30 protein-coding genes are annotated in these 21,590 nt (G+C 59.7%); 29 read left to right on the forward strand and 1 reads right to left on the reverse strand.

The genetic code is table 11. The features are described 5' to 3' along the window. Nucleotides 1-39 precede the first annotated feature (39 nt). On the forward strand, nucleotides 40-4,224 hold the full coding sequence (rpoC, locus tag QOV41_RS08570; RefSeq protein WP_284580805.1) for a DNA-directed RNA polymerase subunit beta': 4,185 nt from the start codon (nucleotides 40-42) through the stop codon (nucleotides 4,222-4,224). Between the two features lie 90 nt (nucleotides 4,225-4,314). On the opposite strand, the gene QOV41_RS08575 is transcribed toward rpoC, so the two are convergent. Then, nucleotides 4,315-4,782, reverse strand: a complete 468-nt coding sequence (locus QOV41_RS08575) for a YbjN domain-containing protein (protein WP_284580807.1) — start codon at nucleotides 4,780-4,782, stop codon at nucleotides 4,315-4,317. A gap of 474 nt (nucleotides 4,783-5,256) precedes the next feature. Between QOV41_RS08575 and rpsL the strand changes: the two genes are divergently transcribed. From rpsL to rpsM, 28 genes are all read left to right on the forward strand, one after another. Beyond that, nucleotides 5,257-5,628, forward strand: a complete 372-nt coding sequence (gene rpsL / locus QOV41_RS08580) for a 30S ribosomal protein S12 (protein WP_035080811.1) — start codon at nucleotides 5,257-5,259, stop codon at nucleotides 5,626-5,628. 14 nt (nucleotides 5,629-5,642) lie between these two features. Then, complete coding sequence (gene rpsG, locus QOV41_RS08585) at nucleotides 5,643-6,113, forward strand: 30S ribosomal protein S7 (protein ID WP_284580809.1); 471 nt, start codon at nucleotides 5,643-5,645, stop codon at nucleotides 6,111-6,113. A 12-nt stretch (nucleotides 6,114-6,125) separates the two neighbouring features. After that, the gene (gene fusA / locus QOV41_RS08590) at nucleotides 6,126-8,216 is read left to right on the forward strand and encodes an elongation factor G (protein ID WP_284580811.1); all 2,091 of its coding nucleotides are present in this window, start codon (nucleotides 6,126-6,128) and stop codon (nucleotides 8,214-8,216) included. Between the two features lie 55 nt (nucleotides 8,217-8,271). Further along, a complete protein-coding gene (gene tuf / locus QOV41_RS08595) occupies nucleotides 8,272-9,462 on the forward strand; it encodes an elongation factor Tu (protein WP_284580812.1) in 1,191 nt (396 codons plus the stop codon). A gap of 70 nt (nucleotides 9,463-9,532) precedes the next feature. Next, nucleotides 9,533-9,841, forward strand: a complete 309-nt coding sequence (rpsJ, locus tag QOV41_RS08600) for a 30S ribosomal protein S10 (RefSeq protein WP_284581245.1) — start codon at nucleotides 9,533-9,535, stop codon at nucleotides 9,839-9,841. A gap of 85 nt (nucleotides 9,842-9,926) precedes the next feature. Continuing rightward, nucleotides 9,927-10,628 carry a 50S ribosomal protein L3 gene (gene rplC, locus QOV41_RS08605; RefSeq protein ID WP_284580814.1) on the forward strand — a complete coding sequence of 234 codons (702 nt, stop codon included), beginning with the start codon at nucleotides 9,927-9,929 and terminating at the stop codon, nucleotides 10,626-10,628. After that, nucleotides 10,629-11,249 carry a 50S ribosomal protein L4 gene (gene rplD / locus QOV41_RS08610; protein ID WP_284580815.1) on the forward strand — a complete coding sequence of 207 codons (621 nt, stop codon included), beginning with the start codon at nucleotides 10,629-10,631 and terminating at the stop codon, nucleotides 11,247-11,249. Continuing rightward, on the forward strand, nucleotides 11,246-11,539 hold the full coding sequence (locus tag QOV41_RS08615; RefSeq protein ID WP_284580817.1) for a 50S ribosomal protein L23: 294 nt from the start codon (nucleotides 11,246-11,248) through the stop codon (nucleotides 11,537-11,539). Before rplD ends, QOV41_RS08615 begins: the two co-directional genes overlap by 4 nt. 18 nt (nucleotides 11,540-11,557) lie before the next feature. Further along, the gene (gene rplB / locus QOV41_RS08620; RefSeq protein WP_284580818.1) at nucleotides 11,558-12,397 is read left to right on the forward strand and encodes a 50S ribosomal protein L2; all 840 of its coding nucleotides are present in this window, start codon (nucleotides 11,558-11,560) and stop codon (nucleotides 12,395-12,397) included. A gap of 3 nt (nucleotides 12,398-12,400) precedes the next feature. Then, nucleotides 12,401-12,679 carry a 30S ribosomal protein S19 gene (rpsS, locus tag QOV41_RS08625; RefSeq protein ID WP_284580820.1) on the forward strand — a complete coding sequence of 93 codons (279 nt, stop codon included), beginning with the start codon at nucleotides 12,401-12,403 and terminating at the stop codon, nucleotides 12,677-12,679. Nucleotide 12,680: 1 nt separating this feature from the next. Beyond that, nucleotides 12,681-13,061, forward strand: coding sequence for a 50S ribosomal protein L22 (gene rplV, locus QOV41_RS08630; RefSeq protein WP_284580822.1), 381 nt, complete (start codon nucleotides 12,681-12,683; stop codon nucleotides 13,059-13,061). After that, nucleotides 13,061-13,798, forward strand: coding sequence for a 30S ribosomal protein S3 (gene rpsC, locus QOV41_RS08635; protein ID WP_284580823.1), 738 nt, complete (start codon nucleotides 13,061-13,063; stop codon nucleotides 13,796-13,798). The genes rplV and rpsC overlap by 1 nt, the downstream gene beginning before the upstream one ends. 15 nt (nucleotides 13,799-13,813) lie before the next feature. Beyond that, nucleotides 13,814-14,227 carry a 50S ribosomal protein L16 gene (gene rplP / locus QOV41_RS08640; protein WP_284580825.1) on the forward strand — a complete coding sequence of 138 codons (414 nt, stop codon included), beginning with the start codon at nucleotides 13,814-13,816 and terminating at the stop codon, nucleotides 14,225-14,227. Between the two features lie 11 nt (nucleotides 14,228-14,238). Beyond that, nucleotides 14,239-14,433: a 50S ribosomal protein L29 gene (rpmC, locus tag QOV41_RS08645; RefSeq protein WP_284580827.1), complete on the forward strand. Its 195-nt coding sequence runs from the start codon at nucleotides 14,239-14,241 to the stop codon at nucleotides 14,431-14,433. Nucleotides 14,434-14,445: 12 nt separating this feature from the next. Continuing rightward, on the forward strand, nucleotides 14,446-14,697 hold the full coding sequence (rpsQ, locus tag QOV41_RS08650; RefSeq protein WP_284580829.1) for a 30S ribosomal protein S17: 252 nt from the start codon (nucleotides 14,446-14,448) through the stop codon (nucleotides 14,695-14,697). 66 nt (nucleotides 14,698-14,763) lie between these two features. Continuing rightward, a complete protein-coding gene (gene rplN / locus QOV41_RS08655; RefSeq protein WP_284580830.1) occupies nucleotides 14,764-15,132 on the forward strand; it encodes a 50S ribosomal protein L14 in 369 nt (122 codons plus the stop codon). Beyond that, a complete protein-coding gene (rplX, locus tag QOV41_RS08660) occupies nucleotides 15,132-15,443 on the forward strand; it encodes a 50S ribosomal protein L24 (RefSeq protein WP_284580831.1) in 312 nt (103 codons plus the stop codon). Before rplN ends, rplX begins: the two co-directional genes overlap by 1 nt. After that, nucleotides 15,436-15,993, forward strand: a complete 558-nt coding sequence (rplE, locus tag QOV41_RS08665; protein ID WP_284580832.1) for a 50S ribosomal protein L5 — start codon at nucleotides 15,436-15,438, stop codon at nucleotides 15,991-15,993. The genes rplX and rplE overlap by 8 nt, the downstream gene beginning before the upstream one ends. A gap of 30 nt (nucleotides 15,994-16,023) precedes the next feature. Continuing rightward, nucleotides 16,024-16,329, forward strand: a complete 306-nt coding sequence (rpsN, locus tag QOV41_RS08670; RefSeq protein WP_284580833.1) for a 30S ribosomal protein S14 — start codon at nucleotides 16,024-16,026, stop codon at nucleotides 16,327-16,329. 13 nt (nucleotides 16,330-16,342) lie between these two features. Then, the gene (gene rpsH / locus QOV41_RS08675) at nucleotides 16,343-16,741 is read left to right on the forward strand and encodes a 30S ribosomal protein S8 (protein WP_284580836.1); all 399 of its coding nucleotides are present in this window, start codon (nucleotides 16,343-16,345) and stop codon (nucleotides 16,739-16,741) included. Between the two features lie 50 nt (nucleotides 16,742-16,791). Then, complete coding sequence (gene rplF, locus QOV41_RS08680) at nucleotides 16,792-17,325, forward strand: 50S ribosomal protein L6 (protein WP_284580838.1); 534 nt, start codon at nucleotides 16,792-16,794, stop codon at nucleotides 17,323-17,325. Between the two features lie 12 nt (nucleotides 17,326-17,337). Then, complete coding sequence (gene rplR, locus QOV41_RS08685; protein ID WP_284580840.1) at nucleotides 17,338-17,700, forward strand: 50S ribosomal protein L18; 363 nt, start codon at nucleotides 17,338-17,340, stop codon at nucleotides 17,698-17,700. A 19-nt stretch (nucleotides 17,701-17,719) separates the two neighbouring features. Continuing rightward, on the forward strand, nucleotides 17,720-18,256 hold the full coding sequence (rpsE, locus tag QOV41_RS08690; protein WP_284580842.1) for a 30S ribosomal protein S5: 537 nt from the start codon (nucleotides 17,720-17,722) through the stop codon (nucleotides 18,254-18,256). 20 nt (nucleotides 18,257-18,276) lie between these two features. Next, nucleotides 18,277-18,465 (forward strand): 50S ribosomal protein L30, encoded by a 189-nt coding sequence (rpmD, locus tag QOV41_RS08695; protein WP_284580844.1) that lies wholly within the window; start codon nucleotides 18,277-18,279, stop codon nucleotides 18,463-18,465. A 17-nt stretch (nucleotides 18,466-18,482) separates the two neighbouring features. Beyond that, nucleotides 18,483-18,983 (forward strand): 50S ribosomal protein L15, encoded by a 501-nt coding sequence (rplO, locus tag QOV41_RS08700; RefSeq protein ID WP_284580846.1) that lies wholly within the window; start codon nucleotides 18,483-18,485, stop codon nucleotides 18,981-18,983. A gap of 134 nt (nucleotides 18,984-19,117) precedes the next feature. Beyond that, nucleotides 19,118-20,458: a preprotein translocase subunit SecY gene (secY, locus tag QOV41_RS08705; protein WP_284580847.1), complete on the forward strand. Its 1,341-nt coding sequence runs from the start codon at nucleotides 19,118-19,120 to the stop codon at nucleotides 20,456-20,458. Beyond that, nucleotides 20,455-21,024 (forward strand): adenylate kinase, encoded by a 570-nt coding sequence (locus tag QOV41_RS08710; RefSeq protein WP_284580848.1) that lies wholly within the window; start codon nucleotides 20,455-20,457, stop codon nucleotides 21,022-21,024. Before secY ends, QOV41_RS08710 begins: the two co-directional genes overlap by 4 nt. 178 nt (nucleotides 21,025-21,202) lie before the next feature. Continuing rightward, nucleotides 21,203-21,571 carry a 30S ribosomal protein S13 gene (rpsM, locus tag QOV41_RS08715; RefSeq protein ID WP_284580850.1) on the forward strand — a complete coding sequence of 123 codons (369 nt, stop codon included), beginning with the start codon at nucleotides 21,203-21,205 and terminating at the stop codon, nucleotides 21,569-21,571. The last annotated feature ends 19 nt before the right edge of the window (nucleotides 21,572-21,590 follow it).

Raw genomic sequence — 21,590 nt, forward strand, 5'->3', positions numbered from 1 at the left:
GTTCATAATCGCATCCTGAACGGATAGAGGAGAGAATTGATGAATCATCATTCCCACGTCATGGATCCGTTCAACCCGGCGGTTCCGGTGCAGACCTTCGATCAGATGAAGATCTCCATCGCCAGCCCCGAAAAGATCCTGAGCTGGTCCTACGGCGAGATCAAGAAGCCCGAGACGATCAACTATCGTACGTTCAAGCCTGAACGCGATGGTCTGTTCTGCGCGCGCATCTTTGGCCCCGTGAAGGACTATGAATGCCTGTGCGGCAAGTACAAGCGCATGAAGTTCAAGGGCGTCATCTGCGAGAAGTGCGGTGTCGAAGTCACCCTCAGCCGCGTCCGTCGCGAGCGCATGGGCCACATCGAACTCGCCGCCCCCGTCGCCCACATCTGGTTCCTTAAGTCCCTGCCGAGCCGCATCGCACTGCTGCTCGACATGACGCTGAAGGACATCGAGCGTATCCTCTACTTCGAGAACTACGTGGTTCTCGATCCCGGTCTGACGCCGTTCACCCAGAACGAGCTTCTGACTGAAGAGCAGTTCCTCGACGCCCAGGACGAATACGGCGCTGACAGCTTCACCGCCAAGATCGGCGCTGAGGCTATTCGCGACATTCTGCTTGCACTCGACCTCGAGAAGATCGCGGCCGACCTGCGCGTGGAGATCGCCGAGGCGACCACCGAGCTGAAGCCAAAGAAGCTGGCCAAGCGCCTCAAGATCGTCGAGCAGTTCATCGTTTCGGGCAACAAGCCCGAGTGGATGATCATGACCGTCATTCCGGTCATTCCGCCCGAGCTGCGCCCGCTGGTGCCGTTGGATGGTGGCCGCTTCGCCACCTCCGACCTCAACGATCTCTATCGCCGCGTTATCAACCGCAACAACCGGTTGAAGCGCCTGATCGAACTGCGTGCTCCGGACATCATCATCCGCAACGAAAAGCGCATGCTGCAGGAAGCTGTGGACGCGCTGTTCGACAACGGCCGCCGTGGCCGCACCATCACCGGTGCCAACAAGCGTCCGCTGAAGTCGCTATCCGACATGCTCAAGGGCAAGCAGGGCCGGTTCCGCCAGAACCTGCTTGGCAAGCGCGTCGACTATTCCGGGCGTTCGGTGATCACCGTGGGCCCGAACCTCAAGCTGCACCAGTGCGGTCTTCCCAAGAAGATGGCGCTCGAGCTGTTCAAGCCCTTCATCTATTCGCGTCTCGAGGCCAAGGGCTTCTCCTCGACGGTGAAGCAGGCCAAGAAGCTGGTGGAAAAGGAAAAGCCGGAGGTCTGGGATATCCTGGACGAGGTGATCCGTGAGCACCCGGTTCTGCTTAACCGCGCACCGACGCTTCACCGCCTTGGCATTCAGGCCTTCGAACCCATCCTGATTGAAGGCAAGGCCATCCGTCTGCATCCGCTCGTCTGCTCGGCCTTCAACGCCGACTTCGACGGTGACCAGATGGCTGTGCACGTTCCGCTGTCGCTCGAAGCGCAGCTGGAAGCGCGCGTTCTGATGATGTCGACCAACAACATCCTGCATCCGGCGAATGGTCAGCCGATCATCGTACCGTCGCAGGACATCGTGCTGGGCCTCTACTATCTCTCTCTCATGAACGAGCGTGAGCCGGGCGAAGGCATGGTGTTCGGCTCGTTCGCCGAGCTCGAGCACGCGCTCGACAACAAGGTCGTTACGCTCCACACCAAGATCAAAGGTCGCGTTCCTGCCTGGGACGAGAACGGCAACAAGACCACTCAGATCGTGGAGACCACCCCTGGTCGCATGCTGATCGGTCAGATCCTGCCGCTGAACCCTGCTGTGCCGTTCTCGACGGCCAATCAGCTGATGACCAAGAAAATGATCTCTAAGATGATCGATACCGTTTATCGCGGTTGTGGTCAGAAGGAGACGGTCATCTTCTGTGACCGCGTCATGCAGCTTGGCTTCAAGAATGCTTGCGATGCCGGCATCTCGTTCGGCAAGGACGACATGGTTATCCCTGCGTCCAAGTATACGATCGTGGATCAGACCCGTAAGCAGGTCGAGGAGTTCGAGCAGCAGTACAATGACGGCCTGATCACTCAGGGCGAAAAGTACAACAAGGTTGTCGACGCTTGGGCCAAGTGCGGTGACAAGGTCGCCGAAGAGATGATGGACGCGATCCGCACCGTGCAGATCGATGAGGAGACCGGTCGTCAAAAGCCGATCAACTCGGTCTACATGATGAGCCATTCGGGTGCGCGCGGTTCGCCGGCGCAGATGAAGCAGCTTGCCGGCATGCGTGGCCTGATGGCCAAGCCGGACGGCTCGATCATCGAGACGCCGATCACGGCTAACTTCAAGGAAGGCCTCAACGTTCTCGAGTACTTCAACTCCACCCACGGTGCCCGTAAGGGTCTGGCGGATACGGCGTTGAAGACTGCGAACTCGGGTTACCTGACCCGTCGTCTCGTCGATGTGGCGCAGGACGCCATCATCGTTGCCGAAGACTGCGGCACCGAGCGTGGCCTCACCATGGAGCCGATCGTTGACGCTGGCCAGGTTGTTGCCTCGATCGGGCAGCGCGTGCTGGGCCGTACCGCGGCCGACGACATTTTCCATCCGCTGACGGGCGATCTGATCGCTCCCAAGGGGACGCTCCTGGAAGAAAAGCACGTCGAGGTCATCGAGGAAGCCCGCATTCAGTCCATCCGCATTCGCTCGCCGCTGGTCTGCGACATGCGTCAGGGCACTTGTGCGGCTTGCTATGGCCGTGACCTGGCACGTGGTACGCCGGTCAACATGGGCGAAGCCGTCGGCGTCATCGCGGCGCAGTCGATCGGTGAACCCGGGACACAGCTCACCATGCGGACGTTCCACATTGGTGGTACCGCGCAGGTGGTTGATACCTCGTTCCTGGAAGCTGGCGCGGAGGGCACCATTGCCATCCGTAACCCGAGCGTTGCCATGGTCGAAGGCGGCCGTCTGGTCGTCATGGCCCGTAACGTCTCACTCGCCATTCTCGATAGCGACGGCAAGGAACGTGCGACCCACAAGGTTGCCTACGGCTCCAAGCTGCTCATCAAGGAAGGTGACCAGGTTCGTCGTGGCCAACGTCTGGCCGAATGGGACCCCTACACCCGTCCAATCCTCGCCGAAGTCGAGGGTGAGGTCGTGTTCGAGGATCTCGTCGACGGTGCCTCGGTGGCGGAGAACACCGACGAAGCAACCGGCTTCACCAAGCGCGTGGTCATCGACTGGCGCTCCAGCCAGCGTGGCGAAGGTCTCAAGCCAGCCCTTGCAATTGCTCGGGGTGGTCAGGTTGCCAAGGCCGATCGTGGTGGCGATGCCCGGTATCTGCTGTCGGTCGACGCGGTTATCGCGGTCGAACCAGGCGAGAAGGTCTCGCCGGGTGATGTGCTTGCCCGTATTCCGCTGGAATCGGCCAAGACCAAGGACATCACTGGTGGTCTGCCGCGTGTTGCCGAACTGTTCGAGGCTCGTCGTCCGAAGGATCACGCCATCATCGCCGAGATCGATGGTACCATCCGCTTCGGTCGCGACTACAAGAACAAGCGTCGCGTCATTATCGAGCCGAACGAGGACGGTGCCGATCCGGTGGAGTACCTGATCCCTAAGGGTAAGCCGTTCCACCTTCAGGAAGGCGACCCGATCGAAAAGGGCGAGTACATCCTCGACGGCAATCCGGCACCGCACGACATCCTGGCAATTAAGGGCGTGGAAGAGCTTGCTCGTTACCTCGTCAACGAGATCCAGGAGGTCTATCGACTGCAGGGCGTGTTGATCAACGACAAGCACATCGAGGTGATCGTTCGCCAGATGCTGCAGAAGGTTGAGATCGTGGAGCCCGGTGATTCTGGCCTGCTCAAGGATGAGCAGCTCGATAAGCTGGATTTCGACGAGCTCAACGACGCGCTTGTTGCCGAAGGCAAGAAGCCCGCAACGGCCAATCCGGTCCTGCTGGGCATCACCAAGGCGTCGCTGCAGACCCGCTCGTTCATCTCGGCGGCCTCGTTCCAGGAAACCACTCGCGTCCTTACGGAAGCTGCGGTTTCGGGCAAGGCCGACCTGCTCGAAGGTCTCAAGGAGAACGTCATCGTTGGTCGCCTGATTCCGGCCGGTACGGGTGCGGGAATCTCGGCTGCCAAGCAGATCGCCACCAAGCGCGACGACCTCATCCTCGACGAGCGCCGTCGCCAGGCGAACACGGTGCAGATCCCGGCTCCTGCGGCCGAGTAAGATCAAACCACGTTGCAGAAATAGGGAAGGGGCCTTCGGGCCCCTTTTCTTTGTTCACTCCGCTAGATGGATCGGCCGCTTCCAAGCGCCTCAACGGTAGCCGACATACTCCGCATACTGGTTGAGGACACGCTCCCATATCCCGAACTGAGCCTGGAGATACGCCTTCGTGACGCCAGGGGCGAGGTCGACATCCATTTCCACGCAGGCATCCTCATCCTCGTCCAGATAGGCGCGGCTGAAGCGCATGTTGTAGTTCCAGGTATTAATGACTTCCAGACTAGGTTCTATATCTAGAAAGCCGAGGTAGAAGTTCAGATCTTCGCAGTCTTCGTTACTGCTGCAGTTGCGAAAATAGACTTGGTAGGCAATTCCGTTGATCTTTCCCGAGATCTGCGGATCGCCATTGGACTGGGTTACGAGGTTAGCTGATCCAAAGCTCTGCGCTATGTTGAGGATCTCGGAGGTGTCCGCTGCCGTCAGCAATTCCTGTCCTAGGGGCGCAGCCGTCATCGCCAACAGCATCCCAGCCCCGGCCCAGAAAGTGGTGAGCTTCACTTGTCTTCCCCCCTTTATTGCTGCCTTCCCACGCGGCGTGGGGATGCAAACCTAGTGGACGATCCTACATATTTGAACGCGACCTGAAAGATGCGGATGGGTCAACTCGACTGCTCTGCGAGAGGTTAACGCCCTTATCACCGCCAAGTGTTCGAAAGTTTCCGCATGGCTCGCTCCCGGATTTTTCAAGAAAGAATCCTTGACGGCGCGAGTCATCGGCTCTAAACAGCGCCTACCTTAGCGGTCGGTCGTGATTGTCACACCGGGTCCCTGCCACCTAGCGCGGGAATCCAGGACAATCAAACACACTGTCGGGTAACTAGACGAAGCAAATCCTTGTGCGCATGACTGCTGCCGAAAGGCGGGTGGTCCGCTGCAATTAGGGCGCTGCCGGCTCCAATATGGTGTCGGGTGAGCGCCGTTTTGGTTTGCTTGTGTTGACCGAACTAAATTTTGGACGATGGAAAGAGCGCAATGCCCACCATTAATCAGCTGATCCGCAAGCCACGCGCCAGCAAGCCAAAGCGGAACAAGGTTCCGGCCATGGAAGCGAACCCGCAAAAGCGCGGCGTTTGCTCTCGCGTTTATACGACGACCCCGAAGAAGCCGAACTCGGCTCTCCGTAAGGTTGCCAAGGTTCGCCTGACAAATCAGCGCGAAGTCATCTCGTATATTCCGGGCGAAGGCCACAACCTGCAGGAGCACTCCGTGGTCCTGATCCGTGGTGGCCGCGTTCGCGACCTTCCCGGTGTTCGTTATCACGTGCTCCGCGGCGTTCTCGATACGCAGAGCGTCAAGGACCGCAAGCAACGCCGTTCGAAGTACGGCGCGAAGCGGCCGAAGTAAGGAGAATTTGAGTCATGTCCCGTCGCCACCGCGCAGAGAAGCGTGACGTCATTCCCGATCCCAAGTTTGGCGATCTGGTTGTCACCAAGTTCATGAACTCCCTCATGAAGGACGGCAAGAAGTCGGCTGCAGAGTCGATTGTCTATGGCGCCTTCGAGATCGTCGAGTCGAAGTCCAAGCAGGATCCGATCACCGTGTTCCACGGCGCTCTGGACAACATTCGTCCGGCTGTTGAAGTCCGTTCGCGCCGCGTTGGTGGTGCCACGTACCAGGTTCCGGTCGAAGTTCGTGCCGACCGTCAGCAGGCCCTTGCCATTCGCTGGCTGATCGACTCCGCCCGCAAGCGCGGCGAGAACACCATGCGTGAGCGCCTGTCGGGCGAGCTCATGGATGCGATGAATGGCCGTGGTCAGGCCGTCAAGAAACGCGAAGATACGCATCGTATGGCTGACGCCAACCGTGCCTTCTCGCACTACCGCTGGTAGGAAGGATTACCGATGGCTCGCGATTACGAAATCGGCAAATACCGCAACTTCGGCATCATGGCTCACATCGATGCCGGTAAGACCACCACGACCGAGCGTATCCTCTACTACACCGGCAAGTCCCATAAGATCGGCGAAGTCCATGACGGCGCTGCTACCATGGACTGGATGGAGCAGGAGCAGGAACGCGGGATCACCATCACTTCGGCTGCTACCACGACCTTCTGGAAGGGTCGCGATGGCACCATGCACCGCTTCAACATCATTGACACCCCCGGCCACGTGGACTTCACCATTGAAGTTGAGCGTTCGCTGCGCGTGCTCGACGGTGCGATCGCGCTGCTTGATGCCAATGCTGGTGTTGAGCCGCAGACCGAGACCGTCTGGCGTCAGGCTGACAAGTACAATGTTCCGCGTCTGATCTTCGTCAACAAGATGGACAAGATCGGTGCCGACTTCTACCGCTGTGTCGAGATGATCGGCTCACGCCTCGGCGCCAAGGCCGTTCCCGTGCAGCTGCCAATCGGCGCCGAGAACGAGTTCAAGGGCGTTGTCGACCTGATCGAGATGAACGCACTGGTCTGGCGCAACGAAGAGCTCGGCGCGCAGTGGGATGTCGTCGAGATCCCTGAAGACATGCGTGCGTCGGCCGAGAAGTACCGCGAGCAGATGATTGAAGCGGCCGTGGAAATGGACGATGCGGCTATGGAGTCCTACCTGGAAGGCCAGGCTCCGGACAACATGACCATCCGTCATCTGCTGCGTCGCGGCGTGATCGACACCAAGTTCTTCCTGGTCTATGCGGGTTCCGCTTTCAAGAACAAGGGCGTACAGCCTCTGCTTGATGGTGTGGTTGACTTCCTGCCGGCTCCGATCGACGTTCCTGCTATCCAGGGCATCGATGCCAAGACCGAAGAGAAGATCGAGCGTCACGCTGACGACAGCGAGCCGCTGTCGATGCTGGCCTTCAAGATCGCCAACGACCCGCACATGGGTACGCTGACGTTCTGCCGCATCTATTCGGGTCACCTCGAAGCCGGTGCGCAGCTGGAAAACACGGTCAAAGGCAAGCGCGAGCGCGTCGGCCGCATGTTCCAGATGCACGCCAATAGCCGTGAGCAGATCACTGAAGCCTATGCTGGCGACATCGTCGCGATCGTTGGCCTCAAGGATACCACGACCGGCGATACGCTCTGCCCGACGAGCTCCCAGGTTATCCTCGAACGGATGATCTTCCCCGAGCCGGTTATCGATATCTCGGTGGAGCCCAAGTCAAAGGCCGATCAGGAAAAGATGGGCCTCGCGCTCAATCGCCTAGCTGCCGAGGATCCGTCGTTCCGCGTCAAGACCGACGAAGAATCCGGCCAGACAATCATCTCGGGCATGGGTGAACTTCACCTCGACATTCTTGTCGACCGCATGCGCCGCGAGTTCAAGGTCGAGGCCAATATCGGTCAGCCGCAGGTGGCCTATCGCGAGACGATCACCCGCAAGACTGACAAGGACTATACCCACAAGAAGCAGTCGGGTGGTTCGGGTCAGTTCGCGCGCATCAAGCTCATTGTTGAGCCCGGTGAGGCTGGCAAGGGTCTTGAGTTCGTCAACGCCATCGTTGGTGGCGCTGTGCCGAGGGAGTACATCCCTGGCGTATCCAAGGGTGTTGAATCAGTCATGGGCGCAGGCCCGCTGATCGGCTTCCCGGTGGTGGACGTGAAGGTGACGCTCGTCGATGGTGCCTACCACGACGTCGACTCTTCGGTCCTCGCCTTCGAAATCGCCGCACGTGCGGGCTTCCGTGAAGCTCTTCGTGAAGCTGGCCCGAAAATTCTCGAGCCAATCATGAAGGTTGAAGTTGTCACGCCGGAAGACTACATGGGCGACGTCATTGGCGATCTCAATTCGCGTCGTGGGCAGATTCAGGGCACTGAAAGCCGTGGTGTTGTCCAGGTCGTGAACGCCTTTGTGCCGCTTGCCAACATGTTCGGCTACGTGAACTCGCTGCGCTCGATGAGCCAGGGTCGTGCACAGTACACGATGGTCTTTGACCACTACGAACAGGTTCCGCAGGCGGTCGCCGACGAAGTCCAGGCCAAGTACGCCTAACTTAAAAACTGAAACGAGAGGTTGGCCTCCGGGCTGACGAATACGGAGAAAAGCGATGGCTAAGGAAAAATTTTCCCGCAATAAGCCTCACTGCAACATCGGCACGATCGGTCACGTTGACCATGGCAAGACCTCGCTGACCGCAGCGATCACCAAGGTCCTGGCTGAGACCGGTGGCGCAACCTTCAAGGCGTACGACCAAATCGACGCGGCCCCCGAAGAAAAGGCCCGCGGTATCACCATCAATACCGCTCACGTCGAGTACGAGACCGCGAACCGTCACTACGCTCACGTCGACTGCCCCGGCCACGCTGACTATGTGAAGAACATGATCACCGGCGCGGCCCAGATGGACGGCGCGATCCTGGTTGTGTCGGCTGCTGACGGCCCAATGCCCCAGACCCGCGAGCACATCCTGCTTGCTCGTCAGGTTGGCGTGCCAGCTCTGGTCGTGTTCCTGAACAAGTGCGACATGGTCGACGATCCGGAACTGCTCGAGCTCGTTGAGCTGGAAGTCCGCGAGCTCCTGAGCTCGTACGAATTCCCCGGCGACGACATTCCGATCGTCAAGGGTTCGGCTCTGGCCGCGCTCGAGAACTCGGACCAGAAGCTCGGCCACGACGCCGTTCTGGAACTGATGCGCAATGTCGACGAGTACATTCCGCAGCCAGAGCGTCCGGTTGACCTGCCGTTCCTGATGCCGATCGAAGACGTGTTCTCGATCTCGGGTCGTGGTACTGTTGTGACCGGTCGTGTTGAGCGCGGTATCGTCAAGGTTGGTGAAGAAGTCGAGATCGTCGGCATCAAGGCAACCCAGAAGACCACCGTTACCGGCGTTGAAATGTTCCGCAAGCTGCTCGACTCGGGCCAGGCTGGCGACAACATCGGCGCGCTGATCCGTGGTATCGACCGCACCCAGGTGGAGCGCGGCCAGGTTCTCTGCAAGCCCGGTTCCGTGACCCCGCACACCGACTTCGTTGCTGAGGCTTATATCCTCACCAAGGAAGAAGGCGGCCGCCACACTCCGTTCTTCGGCAACTACCGTCCCCAGTTCTACTTCCGTACGACTGACGTGACGGGCATCGTGACCCTGCCTGAAGGCACGGAAATGGTGATGCCGGGCGACAACATCAACATGAACGTTCAGCTCATCGTTCCGATCGCCATGGAAGAGAAGCTCCGCTTCGCTATCCGTGAGGGTGGCCGCACCGTCGGCGCCGGCGTCGTCGCGAAGATCCTGAAGTAAGTTTCTCTGAAACATTCGCGGCGCGCGGATGATCGCGCGCCGCGATCCTTTTTCGTCAGGATTTGAGAAGATGAACGGTCAGAATATTCGCATCCGGCTTAAGGCGTTTGACCATCGCGTGCTCGACTCGTCGACCCGTGAGATTGTCAACACTGCAAAGCGGACGGGCGCGCAGGTTCGCGGCCCAATCCCGCTGCCGACGCGACTTGATAAGTTTACCGTCAACCGTTCGCCGCACATCGACAAGAAGTCGCGCGAACAGTTCGAGATCCGGACCCACAAGCGTCTGCTGGACATTGTGGACCCGACTCCCCAGACGGTTGATGCGCTGATGAAGCTCGATCTCGCCGCCGGCGTCGACGTCGAAATCAAGCTCTAAAAAGCACACGAGTTTCGCGCCTACCAAACAAAGGGTCCTCTGAAGTCATGACCCGGTACGGCGCCAAGAGAGAAGGTAATAACCGATGCGTTCTGGATTGATCGCACAGAAGCTGGGCATGACCCGCATCTTCACCGAGGACGGCTCGCACGTTCCGGTCACGGTGTTGGAACTGCAGAACTGCCAGGTGGTGGGCCAGCGGACTGCCGAAAAGGATGGCTATGTCGCGCTGCAGCTCGGCGCCGGCCAGGCCAAGGCAAAGAACACGACCAAGGCAGAGCGCGGCCAGTTCGCCGTTGCCAAGGTCGAGCCGAAGCGCCACGTCGCTGAATTCCGCGTCGACGCCGAGAACCTCATCGAGGTTGGCGCCACGCTGCAGGCCGACCATTTCGTCGAAGGCCAACTGGTGGATGTCACCGGTACTTCGATCGGTAAGGGTTTTGCCGGCGGTATGAAGCGCTGGAACTTCGGTGGTCTGCGTGCGTCGCACGGTGTGTCGGTTTCGCACCGCTCGATCGGTTCTACCGGTGGTCGTCAGGATCCCGGCAAGACCTTCAAGAACAAGAAGATGCCGGGCCATATGGGCGATCGTCGCATCACCACGCAGAACGTCAAGGTCGTCAAGACCGACGTTGAGCGCGGGCTGATCATGATCCAGGGTTCGGTTCCGGGCGCCAAGGGCGCTTGGATCATGATCAAGGACGCGGTTAAGAAGCCGGCTCCCCAGGGCGCTGCCTTCCCGGGCTCGTTCAAGGCCGCCGCCGAAGTCGCGGGGGAAGGTAAGTAAATGGAACTCAAGGTAACAACCCTCGACGGCAAGGCTGCCGGCAAGGTTGATCTTGCCGATACCGTGTTCGGTCTGGAAGTCCGCCAGGACATCCTGCACCGCATGGTCCGCTACCAGCAGCTCAAAGCTATGGCTGGCACGCACGACGTCAAGAACCGTTCTGAAGGTGCACGCACCGGCAAGAAGTTCGTGAAGCAGAAGGGCTCGGGCGGCGCTCGCCATGGCGATCGCAAGGCTCCCCAGTTCCGTGGTGGTGGCCGTGCATTCGGTCCGACCCCGCGTAGCCACGCGATCGACCTGCCCAAGAAGGTCCGGGCTCTGGCTCTCAAGCACGCCCTGTCTGCCAAGGCCAAGGACGGCTCGCTGATCGTGGTTGACTCTGTTGTCCAGAACGAAGCCAAGACCGCAGCGCTCCGGACGACCTTCGGCAAGCTCGAATGGTCCAACGCGCTGATCATCGACGGTGCTGCTGTCGACCAGAACTTTGCTCTGGCCGCTCGCAACATTCCGAATATCGACGTGCTGCCGGTGCAGGGGATCAATGTCGTTTCGATCCTCAAGCGTGACAAGCTCGTCCTGACCAAGGCAGCGCTTGAAGCGCTGGAAGCGAGGTTCGCATGAACAAGCTCAGCGCTTACGACATCATCCGCAACCCCGTCGTGACTGAAAAGTCCACGATGGCTTCGGAGCACAACCAGGTCGTTTTCGACGTGGCGATCGATGCTAACAAGACCGACATCAAGGCTGCCGTCGAGCAGCTCTTCTCGGTCAAGGTCAAGACAGTGAACACCCTGGTCCGTAAGGGCAAGGTGAAGCGCTTCCGTGGCCGTATCGGTACGCGCAACGACGTCAAGAAGGCCGTTGTGACCCTCGTCGACGGCCAGTCGATCGATATTTCGACCGGCCTCTAAGGGACAAGAGACAGACAAATGGCTCTAAAAACTTACAATCCCACCTCCGAAGGCCGTCGTCAGCTGGTCACGACCGACCGTTCGGAACTGTGGAAGGGCAAGCCGGTCAAGACCCTGACCGAAGGCCTTTCGAAGTCCGGTGGTCGCAACAATCGCGGCCGCATCACCTCGTTCCATCGTGGTGGCGGACATAAGCGTACCTATCGCATGATCGACTTCAAGCGCGTGCGTTTCGACGCCGTCGCTACGGTCGAGCGGCTTGAGTACGATCCCAACCGCACGGCTTGGATCGCGCTGATCAAATACGAAGATGGTGAGCTTGCCTATATCGTGGCTCCGCAGCGCCTTGCTGCTGGCGACAAGGTTATCTCGTCGATGAACACCGTCGACGTGAAGCCCGGCAACGCCATGCCGCTCGAGCGTATGCCCGTCGGTACCATCGTGCACAACATTGAGCTCAAGCCCCGCAAGGGTGGGCAGGTCGCCCGTTCGGCAGGTGCCTATGCTCAGTATGTTGGTCGCGATCAGGGTTGGGCTATCCTGCGCCTCAACTCGGGCGAGCAGCGTCGTGTCCATGGTTCGTGCCTCGCCACTGTTGGCGCGGTTTCCAACCAGGACCACTCCAACACCTCGCTCGGCAAGGCCGGTCGTAACCGTTGGCTGGGCCGCAAGCCCGTCAACCGCGGTGTGACCATGAACCCGATCGACCACCCGCATGGTGGTGGTGAAGGCCGTACCTCTGGTGGCCGTCACCCGGTGACCCCATGGGGCAAGCCGACCAAGGGCAAGAGGACCCGCAGCAATAAGGCGACGGACAAGTTCATCGTTCGTAGCCGTCACTTGAAGAAGGGCAGGTAAGCCATGACCCGTTCAATCTGGAAGGGGCCGTTCGTCGACGGCTACATGCTCAAGAAGGCCGAGAAGGCGCAGTCGTCTGGTCGCAACGATGTGATCAAGACCTGGAGCCGCCGATCGACCATTCTGCCGCAGTTCGTTGGTATTACCTTCGGCGTCCATAACGGTCAGAAGCATATCCCGGTCAACGTGACCGAAGACATGATCGGCCACAAGTTCGGTGAATTCGCGCCGACCCGGACGTACTACGGTCACGCGGCCGACAAGAAGGCCAAGAGGAAGTAAGATGGGCAAGCCAAAGACTGAGCGCGCTCTCAAGGATAACGAGGCTAAGGCTGTTCTGCGCATGCTGCGCATCAGCCCTCAGAAGCTGAACCTCGTCGCGCAGTTGATCCGTGGCAAGAAGGTCGAGAAGGCTCTGGCCGAACTCGAATTCAGCCACAAGCGCATCTCCGGCCAGGTCAAGAAGGTGCTCGAGAGCGCCATTGCCAACGCCGAAAATAACCATGGACTCGACACCGACGCCCTCGTCGTTGCCGAAGCCTTTGTCGGCAACTCGCTGGTGATGAAGCGTTTCACCGCCCGCGGTCGTGGTCGTTCTTCGCGCATCGAAAAGCCGTTCTCGCATCTGACGATCGTCGTGCGGCAAGTTGAGGAGGCCGCATAATGGGCCAGAAGATCAATCCAATCGGCTTCCGCCTCGGCATCAACCGTACGTGGGACAGCCGCTGGTTCGCCAACAAGGGCGAATATGGCACGCTGCTGCAGGAAGACCTGAAGATCCGCGAAATGCTGCTGAGCGACCTCAAGGCCGCTGCCGTTTCCAAGATCGTCATCGAGCGTCCGCACCGGAAGTGCCGCGTGTCGATCCACACTGCTCGTCCGGGTATCGTGATCGGCAAGAAGGGCGCTGACATCGACAAGATCCGCGCCAAGGTGAAGAAGTTCACCGACAGCGAAGTGCACATCAACATCGTTGAAGTGCGCAAGCCCGAGACTGATGCGACGCTGGTTGCTCAGGGCATTGCCCAGCAGCTGGAACGCCGCGTGGCCTTCCGTCGTGCCATGAAGCGCGCTGTGCAAACGGCGATCCGCATGGGCGCCGGCGGTATCCGCGTCAACGTTGGTGGCCGTCTGGGTGGTGCCGATATCGCCCGTACCGAATGGTACCGCGAAGGCCGTGTGCCGCTGCACACCCTGCGCGCCGATATCGATTATGGCACTGCTGAAGCCGAGACCACCTACGGCATCATCGGCATCAAGGTTTGGATCTTCAAGGGCGAAGTCCTTGAGCACGATCCGAGCGCTCATGAGCGTCGCGCTACCGAAGGTAACGAAGGCGGTCAGCGTAGTGAACGCGGCCCGCGGTCTGACCGCGGCGATCGCGACCGCGAACGCGCATAAGAAGGTTAGTTCATTATGCTGCAACCTAAGAAGACCAAGTTCCGCAAGGCCCACAAGGGCCGCATCCATGGCAATGCCAAGGGCGGCACCGAGCTGGCCTTCGGTCAGTATGCTCTCAAGGCGACCGAGCCCGAGCGCGTTACTGCTCGCCAGATCGAGGCGGCTCGCCGCGCGATCACCCGCGAGATGAAGCGTCAGGGTCGCGTCTGGATCCGCATTTTCCCGGACGTGCCGGTTTCCAAGAAGCCGACCGAAGTTCGTATGGGTAAGGGCAAGGGTTCGGTGGAATACTGGGCCGCTCGCGTCAAGCCGGGCCGCATCGTGTTCGAGATCGATGGTGTGCCGGAAGACGTTGCCAAGGAAGCCCTGCGCCTCGGCGCAATGAAGCTGCCGATCATGACGCGGGTTGTTACCCGCATTGCCGACTAAGGACAACGAGTATGAAATCCAGTGATGTGCGGAGCAAGACCGCAGACGAACTGAAGGATCAGCTCGTCGACCTCAAGAAAGAACAGTTCAACCTGCGTTTCCAGCGTGCTACCCAGCAGCTGGAAAAGCCCGACCAGGTCAAGAAGGTCCGCCGCGATATCGCGCGGGTCAAGACGATCCTGGCCGAAAAGAACGCAGCTAAGTAAGGAATAAAAGCCATGCCAAAGCGCGTTCTGCAGGGGACTGTCGTCTCCGACGCCAACGACAAGACCATCGTGGTCCGTGTCGAGCGCCGTTTCACGCACCCGCTTCTCAAGAAGACGGTGCGTCGTTCCAAGAAGTACCACGCTCACGACGAGAACAACGTGGCCAAGGTCGGTCAGACCGTTTGGATCGAAGAAACCGCGCCGATCAGCAAGAACAAGCGCTGGGCCCTGGTCCAGGAAGCTTCTTCTTCGCAGTCTGCGTAAGAGAATTTTAGTTTAGGTCGGCGCGCCGGATGACGGTGCTGCCGGTAATCAAGAAGGCATCCAGTCATGATCCAGATGCAGTCCAATCTCGACGTCGCGGATAATTCCGGCGCACGTCGCGTCATGTGCATCAAGGTGCTGGGCGGTTCGCATCGTAAATACGCCTCGGTCGGCGACATTATCGTCGTTTCGGTCAAGGACGCTATTCCGCGTGGCCGCGTTAAGAAGGGTCAGGTCATGAAGGCCGTGGTGGTTCGCACCGCGTTCGACATTCGCCGCCCCGATGGCACCGTCATCCGTTTCGACAAGAACGCCGCGGTTCTGATCAACAATAATAAAGAACCAATCGGCACACGTATCTTCGGACCAGTTCCACGCGAACTTCGCGCTCGGAACCACATGAAGATCATCTCGCTTGCACCAGAGGTGCTGTAATGGCCGCAAAGATCAAAAAGGGCGATAAGGTCGTCGTCCTCACCGGCAAGGACAAGGGCAAGACCGGCCAGGTCCTGTCCGTCATTCCGACCGAGACCAAGGCACTGGTTCAGGGTATCAACCTGGTCCGCCGCCACACCAAGCAGACCGCGTCGACCGATGCCGGCATCTTCACCAAGGAAGCGCCGATCCACCTGTCGAACCTCGCGATCGCCGATGCGAATGGCAAGCCCAGCCGCGTTGGTTTCCAGATCAAAGACGGCGTGAAGACTCGCGTCGCCAAGTCGACCGGAGATTCGATCGATGGCTGAGACCGCTTACATTCCGCGTCTCCGGACCGAATATGAAAACGCGATCAAGCCGGCCCTGCGCGAGCAGTTCGGCTACAAGAACGTGATGCAGCTGCCGCGCCTGGACAAGATCGTCCTCAACATGGGCGTTGGCGAGGCTGTCAACGACACCAAGAAGGTCCGCAACGCTGCGGCCGAGCTCGAGAAGATTGCCGGCCAGAAGCCTGTTGTCACTCATGCTCGCAAGTCGATCGCCGGCTTCAAGGTGCGTGAAGACATGCCGCTTGGCGTCAAGGTCACCCTGCGCAAGACGCGCATGTATGAGTTCCTTGACCGTCTGGTGAACATCGCGCTGCCGCGTGTTCGCGACTTCCGCGGGCTGAACCCGAACTCCTTTGACGGTCGTGGCAACTATGCCATGGGCATCAAGGAACACATCATCTTCCCCGAGATCAACTATGATCAGATTGATCAGGTTTGGGGTATGGACATCGTGATCGCCACGACGGCCACCACCGATGATGAGGCGCGCGCGCTGCTTAAGGCATTCAACTTCCCCTTCCGCCAGTAAGCGGATAGGGAAGGGAAAAAGGATCAGGACATGGCAAAGACCAGCTCCATCGAAAAGAACAAGAAGCGCGCCACGCTCGCAAAGCAGTATGCTGCCAAGCGCGCTGCCCTCAAGGCGCAGACCAAGGATCAGTCGATCCCAATGGACCAGCGCTTCGCGGCTCAGCTCAAGCTGGCCGAACTGCCGCGCAACTCGGCCAAGGTCCGCGTGCGCAACCGTTGCGAAGTCTCGGGTCGTCCCCGTGGCTTCTATCGCAAGCTCAAGATGAGCCGTATCGCTCTGCGTGAGCTTGGCAATATGGGCCAGATTCCGGGCCTCGTGAAGTCGAGCTGGTAAGGAGAACATCGAGATGAGCTTTTCCGATCCTATCGGCGATATGCTGACACGCATCCGCAACGCCCAGCTGCGTCGCAAGAATTCCGTTTCGACCCCGGCTTCTACGCTGCGGGGCCGCGTGCTGGACGTGCTCCAGTCCGAAGGCTTCATCCGCGGCTACTCGGAGACCAAGTTCGAGAACGGCGCTGCAGAGTACGAGATTGAACTCAAGTACTCCGAGAATGACCCGGTTATCCGCACGATCGAGCGCGTTTCGCGTCCCGGCCGTCGCGTCTATGCTTCGGTTAAGAATATTCCGCAGGTGGCTAACGGTCTTGGTGTGTCGATCCTCTCCACCCCCAAGGGTGTGATGGCCGACCACGAAGCCAAGGCTGCCAATGTTGGTGGCGAGGTACTCTGCCGCGTATTCTAAGGCCTTATGGCCTTGGAATCGTGGTAAGACGATTACTCAAGGAAATACAAATGTCACGTACTGGCAAGAAACCGGTTGCACCGGTGAGCGGCGTTACAGTCACGATCAATGGTCGTACCGTCACCGCCAAGGGCCCGAAGGGCGAACTGAGCATGCAGCTCATGGATATCGTCAATGTGGAGCAGGGGGATGACGGCGTCGTCGTCCAGCCCGCCAACGATACGCGTGAAGCGCGTGCGGCCTGGGGTACCACCCGTGCACTGATTCAGAACCTGGTAACGGGTGTCAGTGCGGGCTTTGAGAAGCGCCTGGCCATCCAGGGTGTGGGTTACCGCGCCGCGATGCAGGGCAAGGATGTCAAGCTGTCGCTTGGCTTCAGCCATGAAGTCGTCTACGAGGCCCCCCAGGGCATCACGCTTGCCGTGCCGGCACCGACGGAAATCGTCGTTACCGGTTCTGACAAGCAGCAAGTTGGCCAGGTTGCAGCGAACATTCGTTCTTGGCGTCCCCCCGAGCCCTACAAGGGCAAGGGTGTGCGGTACCTTGGCGAGCAAGTGTTCCGCAAAGAAGGCAAGAAGAAGTAAGGAGCGCCACCTATGGCTATCAGTGCAAAAGGTGCGGAACGCCGCAAGGCTCGTGTCCGCAAGGCGCTCAAGGCTCGTGCCTTCGGTCGTCCTCGTTTGTCCGTGTTCCGTTCGGACAAGAACATCTACGCCCAGATCATCGACGACACGACCGGTCGTACTCTGGCTGCCGCCTCTACGCTCGACAAGGACATCAAGTCCTCGGTCAAGAATGGTGGTACCGCTGAGGCCGCTGCCACGATTGGTAAGCTGATCGCCGAGCGCGGCACCAAGGCCGGCGTTGCCGAAGTCGTCTTCGACCGCGGGTCGTACATCTATCATGGCCGTGTGAAGGCCCTTGCAGACGCTGCCCGTGAGGGCGGCCTGCAGTTCTAACACGGCGAGGAAAGAAATTATGAGCAGAGACGTTCAAGAGCGCGAAAGCGAATTCGTCGATCGCCTGGTCCACATCAACCGCGTGGCCAAGGTGGTCAAGGGTGGTCGTCGCTTCGGCTTCGCCGCACTCGTGGTTGTTGGCGATCAGAAGGGTCGCGTCGGTTTCGGCCACGGCAAGGCCCGTGAAGTTCCCGAGGCGATCCGCAAGGCCACCGAGCAGGCCAAGCGCACCATGATCCGCGTGCCGCTGCGCGATGCCCGTACCCTGCACCACGACGTGCATGGCCGTCACGGCGCCGGTAAGGTCATCCTGCGTGCAGCCGTTCCAGGTACCGGCATTATCGCCGGCGGTCCAATGCGCGCTGTGTTCGAAACGCTTGGCATCAACGACATCGTTGCCAAGTCGCAGGGCACTGCCAACCCCTACAACATGGTGCGGGCCACCTTCGATGCGCTTAAGCGCGTCGACAGCCCTCGCTCGGTCGCATCTCGTCGCGGCCTCAAGGTATCGGAACTGCAGGCTCGCCGTGGCGAAGCTGCGGTTTCCGAAGCCTGATCCGGAGCCGGAGAAAAGCAATGGCCAAGGACAAGACCATCACCGTGCAGCAGATCGGTTCTCCGATCCGCCGCGAAAAGAGCCAGCGCGCGACCCTGATCGGTCTCGGGCTCAACAAGATGAACAAGCAGCGCGAGCTGGTTGATACGCCCGAAGTTCGCGGCATGATCAACAAGATCCCGCACCTCGTCCGCGTCGTCGGCGAGTAGCAGAGAAGGTCCGACAAATGACCCGTTTGAACGAACTTCGCGACAATCCCGGTGCCAACAAGCCACGCGTGCGCGTCGGCCGTGGCATTGGCTCGGGCGTCGGCAAGACCGGTGGCCGCGGCGGCAAGGGCCAGACGGCCCGTTCCGGTGTTGCGATCAATGGCTTTGAAGGCGGCCAGATGCCCCTTCACATGCGTATGCCAAAGCGTGGCTTCAATTCCTTCAATCCCAAGGATTGGAACCAGATCCGCATTGACCGCATCCAGGCCTATATGGACAGCGGCAAGCTGGACGCCAAGGGTGTCATCGACGCCCAGGCCCTGGTTGATGCCGGTGTAATCCGTCGCCCGCGCGACGGCGTGCGCCTCATCGGCGCCGAAGGCTTCACCGCCAAGAACGTCACCTTCAAGGTGGACTACGCGACCAAGGGTGCTACTGCTGCTGTTGAAGCGGCTGGCGGCAAGGTCGACGTCATCCCGGCTAAGCAGCCGTGGAAGAAGGCCCCACGCGCCGAGTAATCCACTCGGCAGGGCGCACCCGGTCTTGCGGCTGGGTGCGCTCTTTTGGTTTGTTGCGTTCCCTTTGCGGCAGATGCATCTGTCGCTCGGGGCGCTCCGAGCGCACCTGGCCTTGAAGCCATAGGGAGCGAATAATGGCGTCCGCAGCCGAACAGCTGGCCCGTAATCTTAATTTTTCGACCTTTTCCAAGGCGAAGGCTCTGCAGCAGCGCATCTGGTTCACACTGGGCGCGCTGCTCGTCTATCGTCTGGGCACTTTCATTCCAGTTCCCGGCATCGATCCGGATGCGTTCCGCGCGACCTTCGAGCAGTCGCAGCAGGGCATCATCGGCATGTTCAACATGTTCTCCGGTGGTGCCGTCGAGCGCATGGCGATCTTTGCGCTGAACCTTATCCCCTACATCACGGCCTCGATCGTCGTGCAGGTCGTCTCCACCGCTTCGCCGCGCCTTGAAGCGCTGCGCAAGGAAGGAGGCGAGGCCGGCCGTCGCAAGCTCAACCAGTACACGCGCTACTTGACTGTGCTGTTCTGTTCGGTGCAGGCCTATGGCATTGCCGTGGGTCTTGAGGCGAGCCCTGGCGTGGTTCTGGATCCAGGTTGGTTCTTCCGCATGTCGACCGTCATCACCCTGGTGGGCGGTACCATGTTCCTGATGTGGCTGGGCGAGCAGATCACCGCGCGCGGTGTCGGCAACGGTATTTCGCTGATCATCTTCGCCGGTATCGTGGCCAATCTGCCTGCGACGATCATCCAGACGTTCGAACTCAGCCGTACTGGGGCTATCCCGGGTGTTGCCGCTTTCGCCATGCCGGTGATTTCCCTGGCGGTTATTGCGGTGATCGTCTTCTTTGAACGCGCCCAGCGTCGGTTGCTGATCCAGTATCCGAAGCGTCAGGTCGGCAATAAGATGTTCCAGGGGGACACCTCCCATCTGCCGCTTAAGCTCAACACCGCCGGTGTTATTCCGGTGATTTTCGGCTCCTCCTTGCTGCTGCTGCCAGCGACCATCGCGTCGTTCGCGGCCCAGGGGAATGCGCCGGAGTGGTTGCAGGTAATCACGGCCCTTTTGGGTCGCGGGCAACCGCTCTATCTGGCGCTTTTTGCCTTCTTCATCATCTTCTTTGCCTTCTTCTACACCGCGATCGTCTTCAATCCGCAGGAGACGGCTGACAACCTCAAGCGTTCGGGTGGCTTCATTCCGGGTATTCGCCCGGGCGAACGCACCGCTCAGCACATCGACTATGTGCTGACACGCATCACGGTGATCGGGGCGATCTACCTAACGGTCGTGGCGTTGATCCCCGAGGTGATGTTCAGTCAGCTGGCGGTCAGTCAGTTTATCGGTGGTACTTCGCTGCTGATCATGGTCACGGTGACCCTCGATACCGTCAGCCAGATCCAGAGCCATCTGATCGCTCAGCAGTATGAAGGTCTGGTCAAGAAGTCCCGTCTTGGAGGAGGCAAGCGTCGATGAGGTTGATACTGCTCGGACCGCCAGGGGCGGGGAAGGGGACCCAGGCTAAGATTCTCGTGGAGGATTATGGCATCCCACAGCTCTCCACCGGCGACATCTTGCGGGCTGCCATTGCAGCCCAGACTCCTCTGGGTCTGGAAGCCAAGGCAATTGTTGATCGCGGCGACCTCGTTAGTGACACCATCGTCAACGGCATCGTGTCGGAACGTCTCGATGCCGAGGATTGCAAGCCAGGCTTCATCCTCGACGGTTTCCCTCGCACGATCGCCCAGGCGAATGCCTTGGATCAGATGCTCGCGCAAAAGGGCATGAAGCTCGACGCCGTAGTGGAGCTCAAGGCGGATGCCGATGAACTGGTGCGCCGGGTTATCCAGCGGGCCAAGGATTCGGGCGGCGCCCGCGCCGACGATAACGAAGAAGTGCTGCGTAAGCGCCTCGGCGTCTACGCTGAGCAGACTGCCCCCTTGGTGAACTACTATTCGCAAAAGGGCCTGCTGAAGACGGTTGACGGGATGGCTCCAGTCGATCAGGTGACCTCGGCAATCAAAACGGCTATCGAGTCGTAATTAATTGGGCTTGACTTCGCGGTTGACTCCTCGAAATCGAGCCCTTAAAGAACCGCGTCAGTCTCATGGATTATTGGGCTGGATTCGGTTCTCCACACTGGTTGGGGGTCGAAATCCGGTCCCTTGTTGTTTTAGGGCGCCAACCGTGATGGTTCGCGCTGAATGAAGGAGAGCAGACGTGGCTCGTATTGCTGGCGTCAACATCCCGACGAACAAGCGCGTGATCATCGCGCTTCAGTACATCCACGGGATCGGCGAGAAGTTCGCCAAGGACATCACTGAAAAGGTCGGTATCCCGGCCGATCGTCGGGTCAATGAATTGACCGACGCTGAAGTCATCCAGATCCGTGAAGCTATCGACCGCGACTACGTCGTGGAGGGTGATCTTCGCCGTAACGTGGCGATGAACATCAAGCGCCTGATGGATCTTGGTAACTACCGTGGCCTGCGCCACCGTCGTGGCCTTCCGGTCCGCGGTCAGCGGACCCACACCAATGCCCGTACCCGCAAGGGTCCGGCCAAGCCGATCGCCGGCAAGAAGAAGTAAGAACCCGCTTCTCGGGTTC

The organism is Devosia sp. RR2S18, from assembly GCF_030177755.1.
GTDB lineage: Bacteria > Pseudomonadota > Alphaproteobacteria > Rhizobiales > Devosiaceae > Devosia > Devosia rhizosphaerae.

Bases quoted from the DNA above. Each gene is read 5' to 3' on its own strand.
- rpoC (WP_284580805.1), top strand. From the start codon at position 40: ATGAATCATCATTCCCACGTCATGGATCCGTTCAACCCGGCGGTTCCG.
- rpsL (WP_035080811.1), top strand. From the start codon at position 5,257: ATGCCCACCATTAATCAGCTGATCCGCAAGCCACGCGCCAGCAAGCCA.
- rpsG (WP_284580809.1), top strand. From the start codon at position 5,643: ATGTCCCGTCGCCACCGCGCAGAGAAGCGTGACGTCATTCCCGATCCC.
- fusA (WP_284580811.1), top strand. From the start codon at position 6,126: ATGGCTCGCGATTACGAAATCGGCAAATACCGCAACTTCGGCATCATG.
- tuf (WP_284580812.1), top strand. From the start codon at position 8,272: ATGGCTAAGGAAAAATTTTCCCGCAATAAGCCTCACTGCAACATCGGC.
- rpsJ (WP_284581245.1), top strand. From the start codon at position 9,533: ATGAACGGTCAGAATATTCGCATCCGGCTTAAGGCGTTTGACCATCGC.
- rplC (WP_284580814.1), top strand. From the start codon at position 9,927: ATGCGTTCTGGATTGATCGCACAGAAGCTGGGCATGACCCGCATCTTC.
- rplD (WP_284580815.1), top strand. From the start codon at position 10,629: ATGGAACTCAAGGTAACAACCCTCGACGGCAAGGCTGCCGGCAAGGTT.
- QOV41_RS08615 (WP_284580817.1), top strand. From the start codon at position 11,246: ATGAACAAGCTCAGCGCTTACGACATCATCCGCAACCCCGTCGTGACT.
- rplB (WP_284580818.1), top strand. From the start codon at position 11,558: ATGGCTCTAAAAACTTACAATCCCACCTCCGAAGGCCGTCGTCAGCTG.
- rpsS (WP_284580820.1), top strand. From the start codon at position 12,401: ATGACCCGTTCAATCTGGAAGGGGCCGTTCGTCGACGGCTACATGCTC.
- rplV (WP_284580822.1), top strand. From the start codon at position 12,681: ATGGGCAAGCCAAAGACTGAGCGCGCTCTCAAGGATAACGAGGCTAAG.
- rpsC (WP_284580823.1), top strand. From the start codon at position 13,061: ATGGGCCAGAAGATCAATCCAATCGGCTTCCGCCTCGGCATCAACCGT.
- rplP (WP_284580825.1), top strand. From the start codon at position 13,814: ATGCTGCAACCTAAGAAGACCAAGTTCCGCAAGGCCCACAAGGGCCGC.
- rpmC (WP_284580827.1), top strand. From the start codon at position 14,239: ATGAAATCCAGTGATGTGCGGAGCAAGACCGCAGACGAACTGAAGGAT.
- rpsQ (WP_284580829.1), top strand. From the start codon at position 14,446: ATGCCAAAGCGCGTTCTGCAGGGGACTGTCGTCTCCGACGCCAACGAC.
- rplN (WP_284580830.1), top strand. From the start codon at position 14,764: ATGATCCAGATGCAGTCCAATCTCGACGTCGCGGATAATTCCGGCGCA.
- rplX (WP_284580831.1), top strand. From the start codon at position 15,132: ATGGCCGCAAAGATCAAAAAGGGCGATAAGGTCGTCGTCCTCACCGGC.
- rplE (WP_284580832.1), top strand. From the start codon at position 15,436: ATGGCTGAGACCGCTTACATTCCGCGTCTCCGGACCGAATATGAAAAC.
- rpsN (WP_284580833.1), top strand. From the start codon at position 16,024: ATGGCAAAGACCAGCTCCATCGAAAAGAACAAGAAGCGCGCCACGCTC.
- rpsH (WP_284580836.1), top strand. From the start codon at position 16,343: ATGAGCTTTTCCGATCCTATCGGCGATATGCTGACACGCATCCGCAAC.
- rplF (WP_284580838.1), top strand. From the start codon at position 16,792: ATGTCACGTACTGGCAAGAAACCGGTTGCACCGGTGAGCGGCGTTACA.
- rplR (WP_284580840.1), top strand. From the start codon at position 17,338: ATGGCTATCAGTGCAAAAGGTGCGGAACGCCGCAAGGCTCGTGTCCGC.
- rpsE (WP_284580842.1), top strand. From the start codon at position 17,720: ATGAGCAGAGACGTTCAAGAGCGCGAAAGCGAATTCGTCGATCGCCTG.
- rpmD (WP_284580844.1), top strand. From the start codon at position 18,277: ATGGCCAAGGACAAGACCATCACCGTGCAGCAGATCGGTTCTCCGATC.
- rplO (WP_284580846.1), top strand. From the start codon at position 18,483: ATGACCCGTTTGAACGAACTTCGCGACAATCCCGGTGCCAACAAGCCA.
- secY (WP_284580847.1), top strand. From the start codon at position 19,118: ATGGCGTCCGCAGCCGAACAGCTGGCCCGTAATCTTAATTTTTCGACC.
- QOV41_RS08710 (WP_284580848.1), top strand. From the start codon at position 20,455: ATGAGGTTGATACTGCTCGGACCGCCAGGGGCGGGGAAGGGGACCCAG.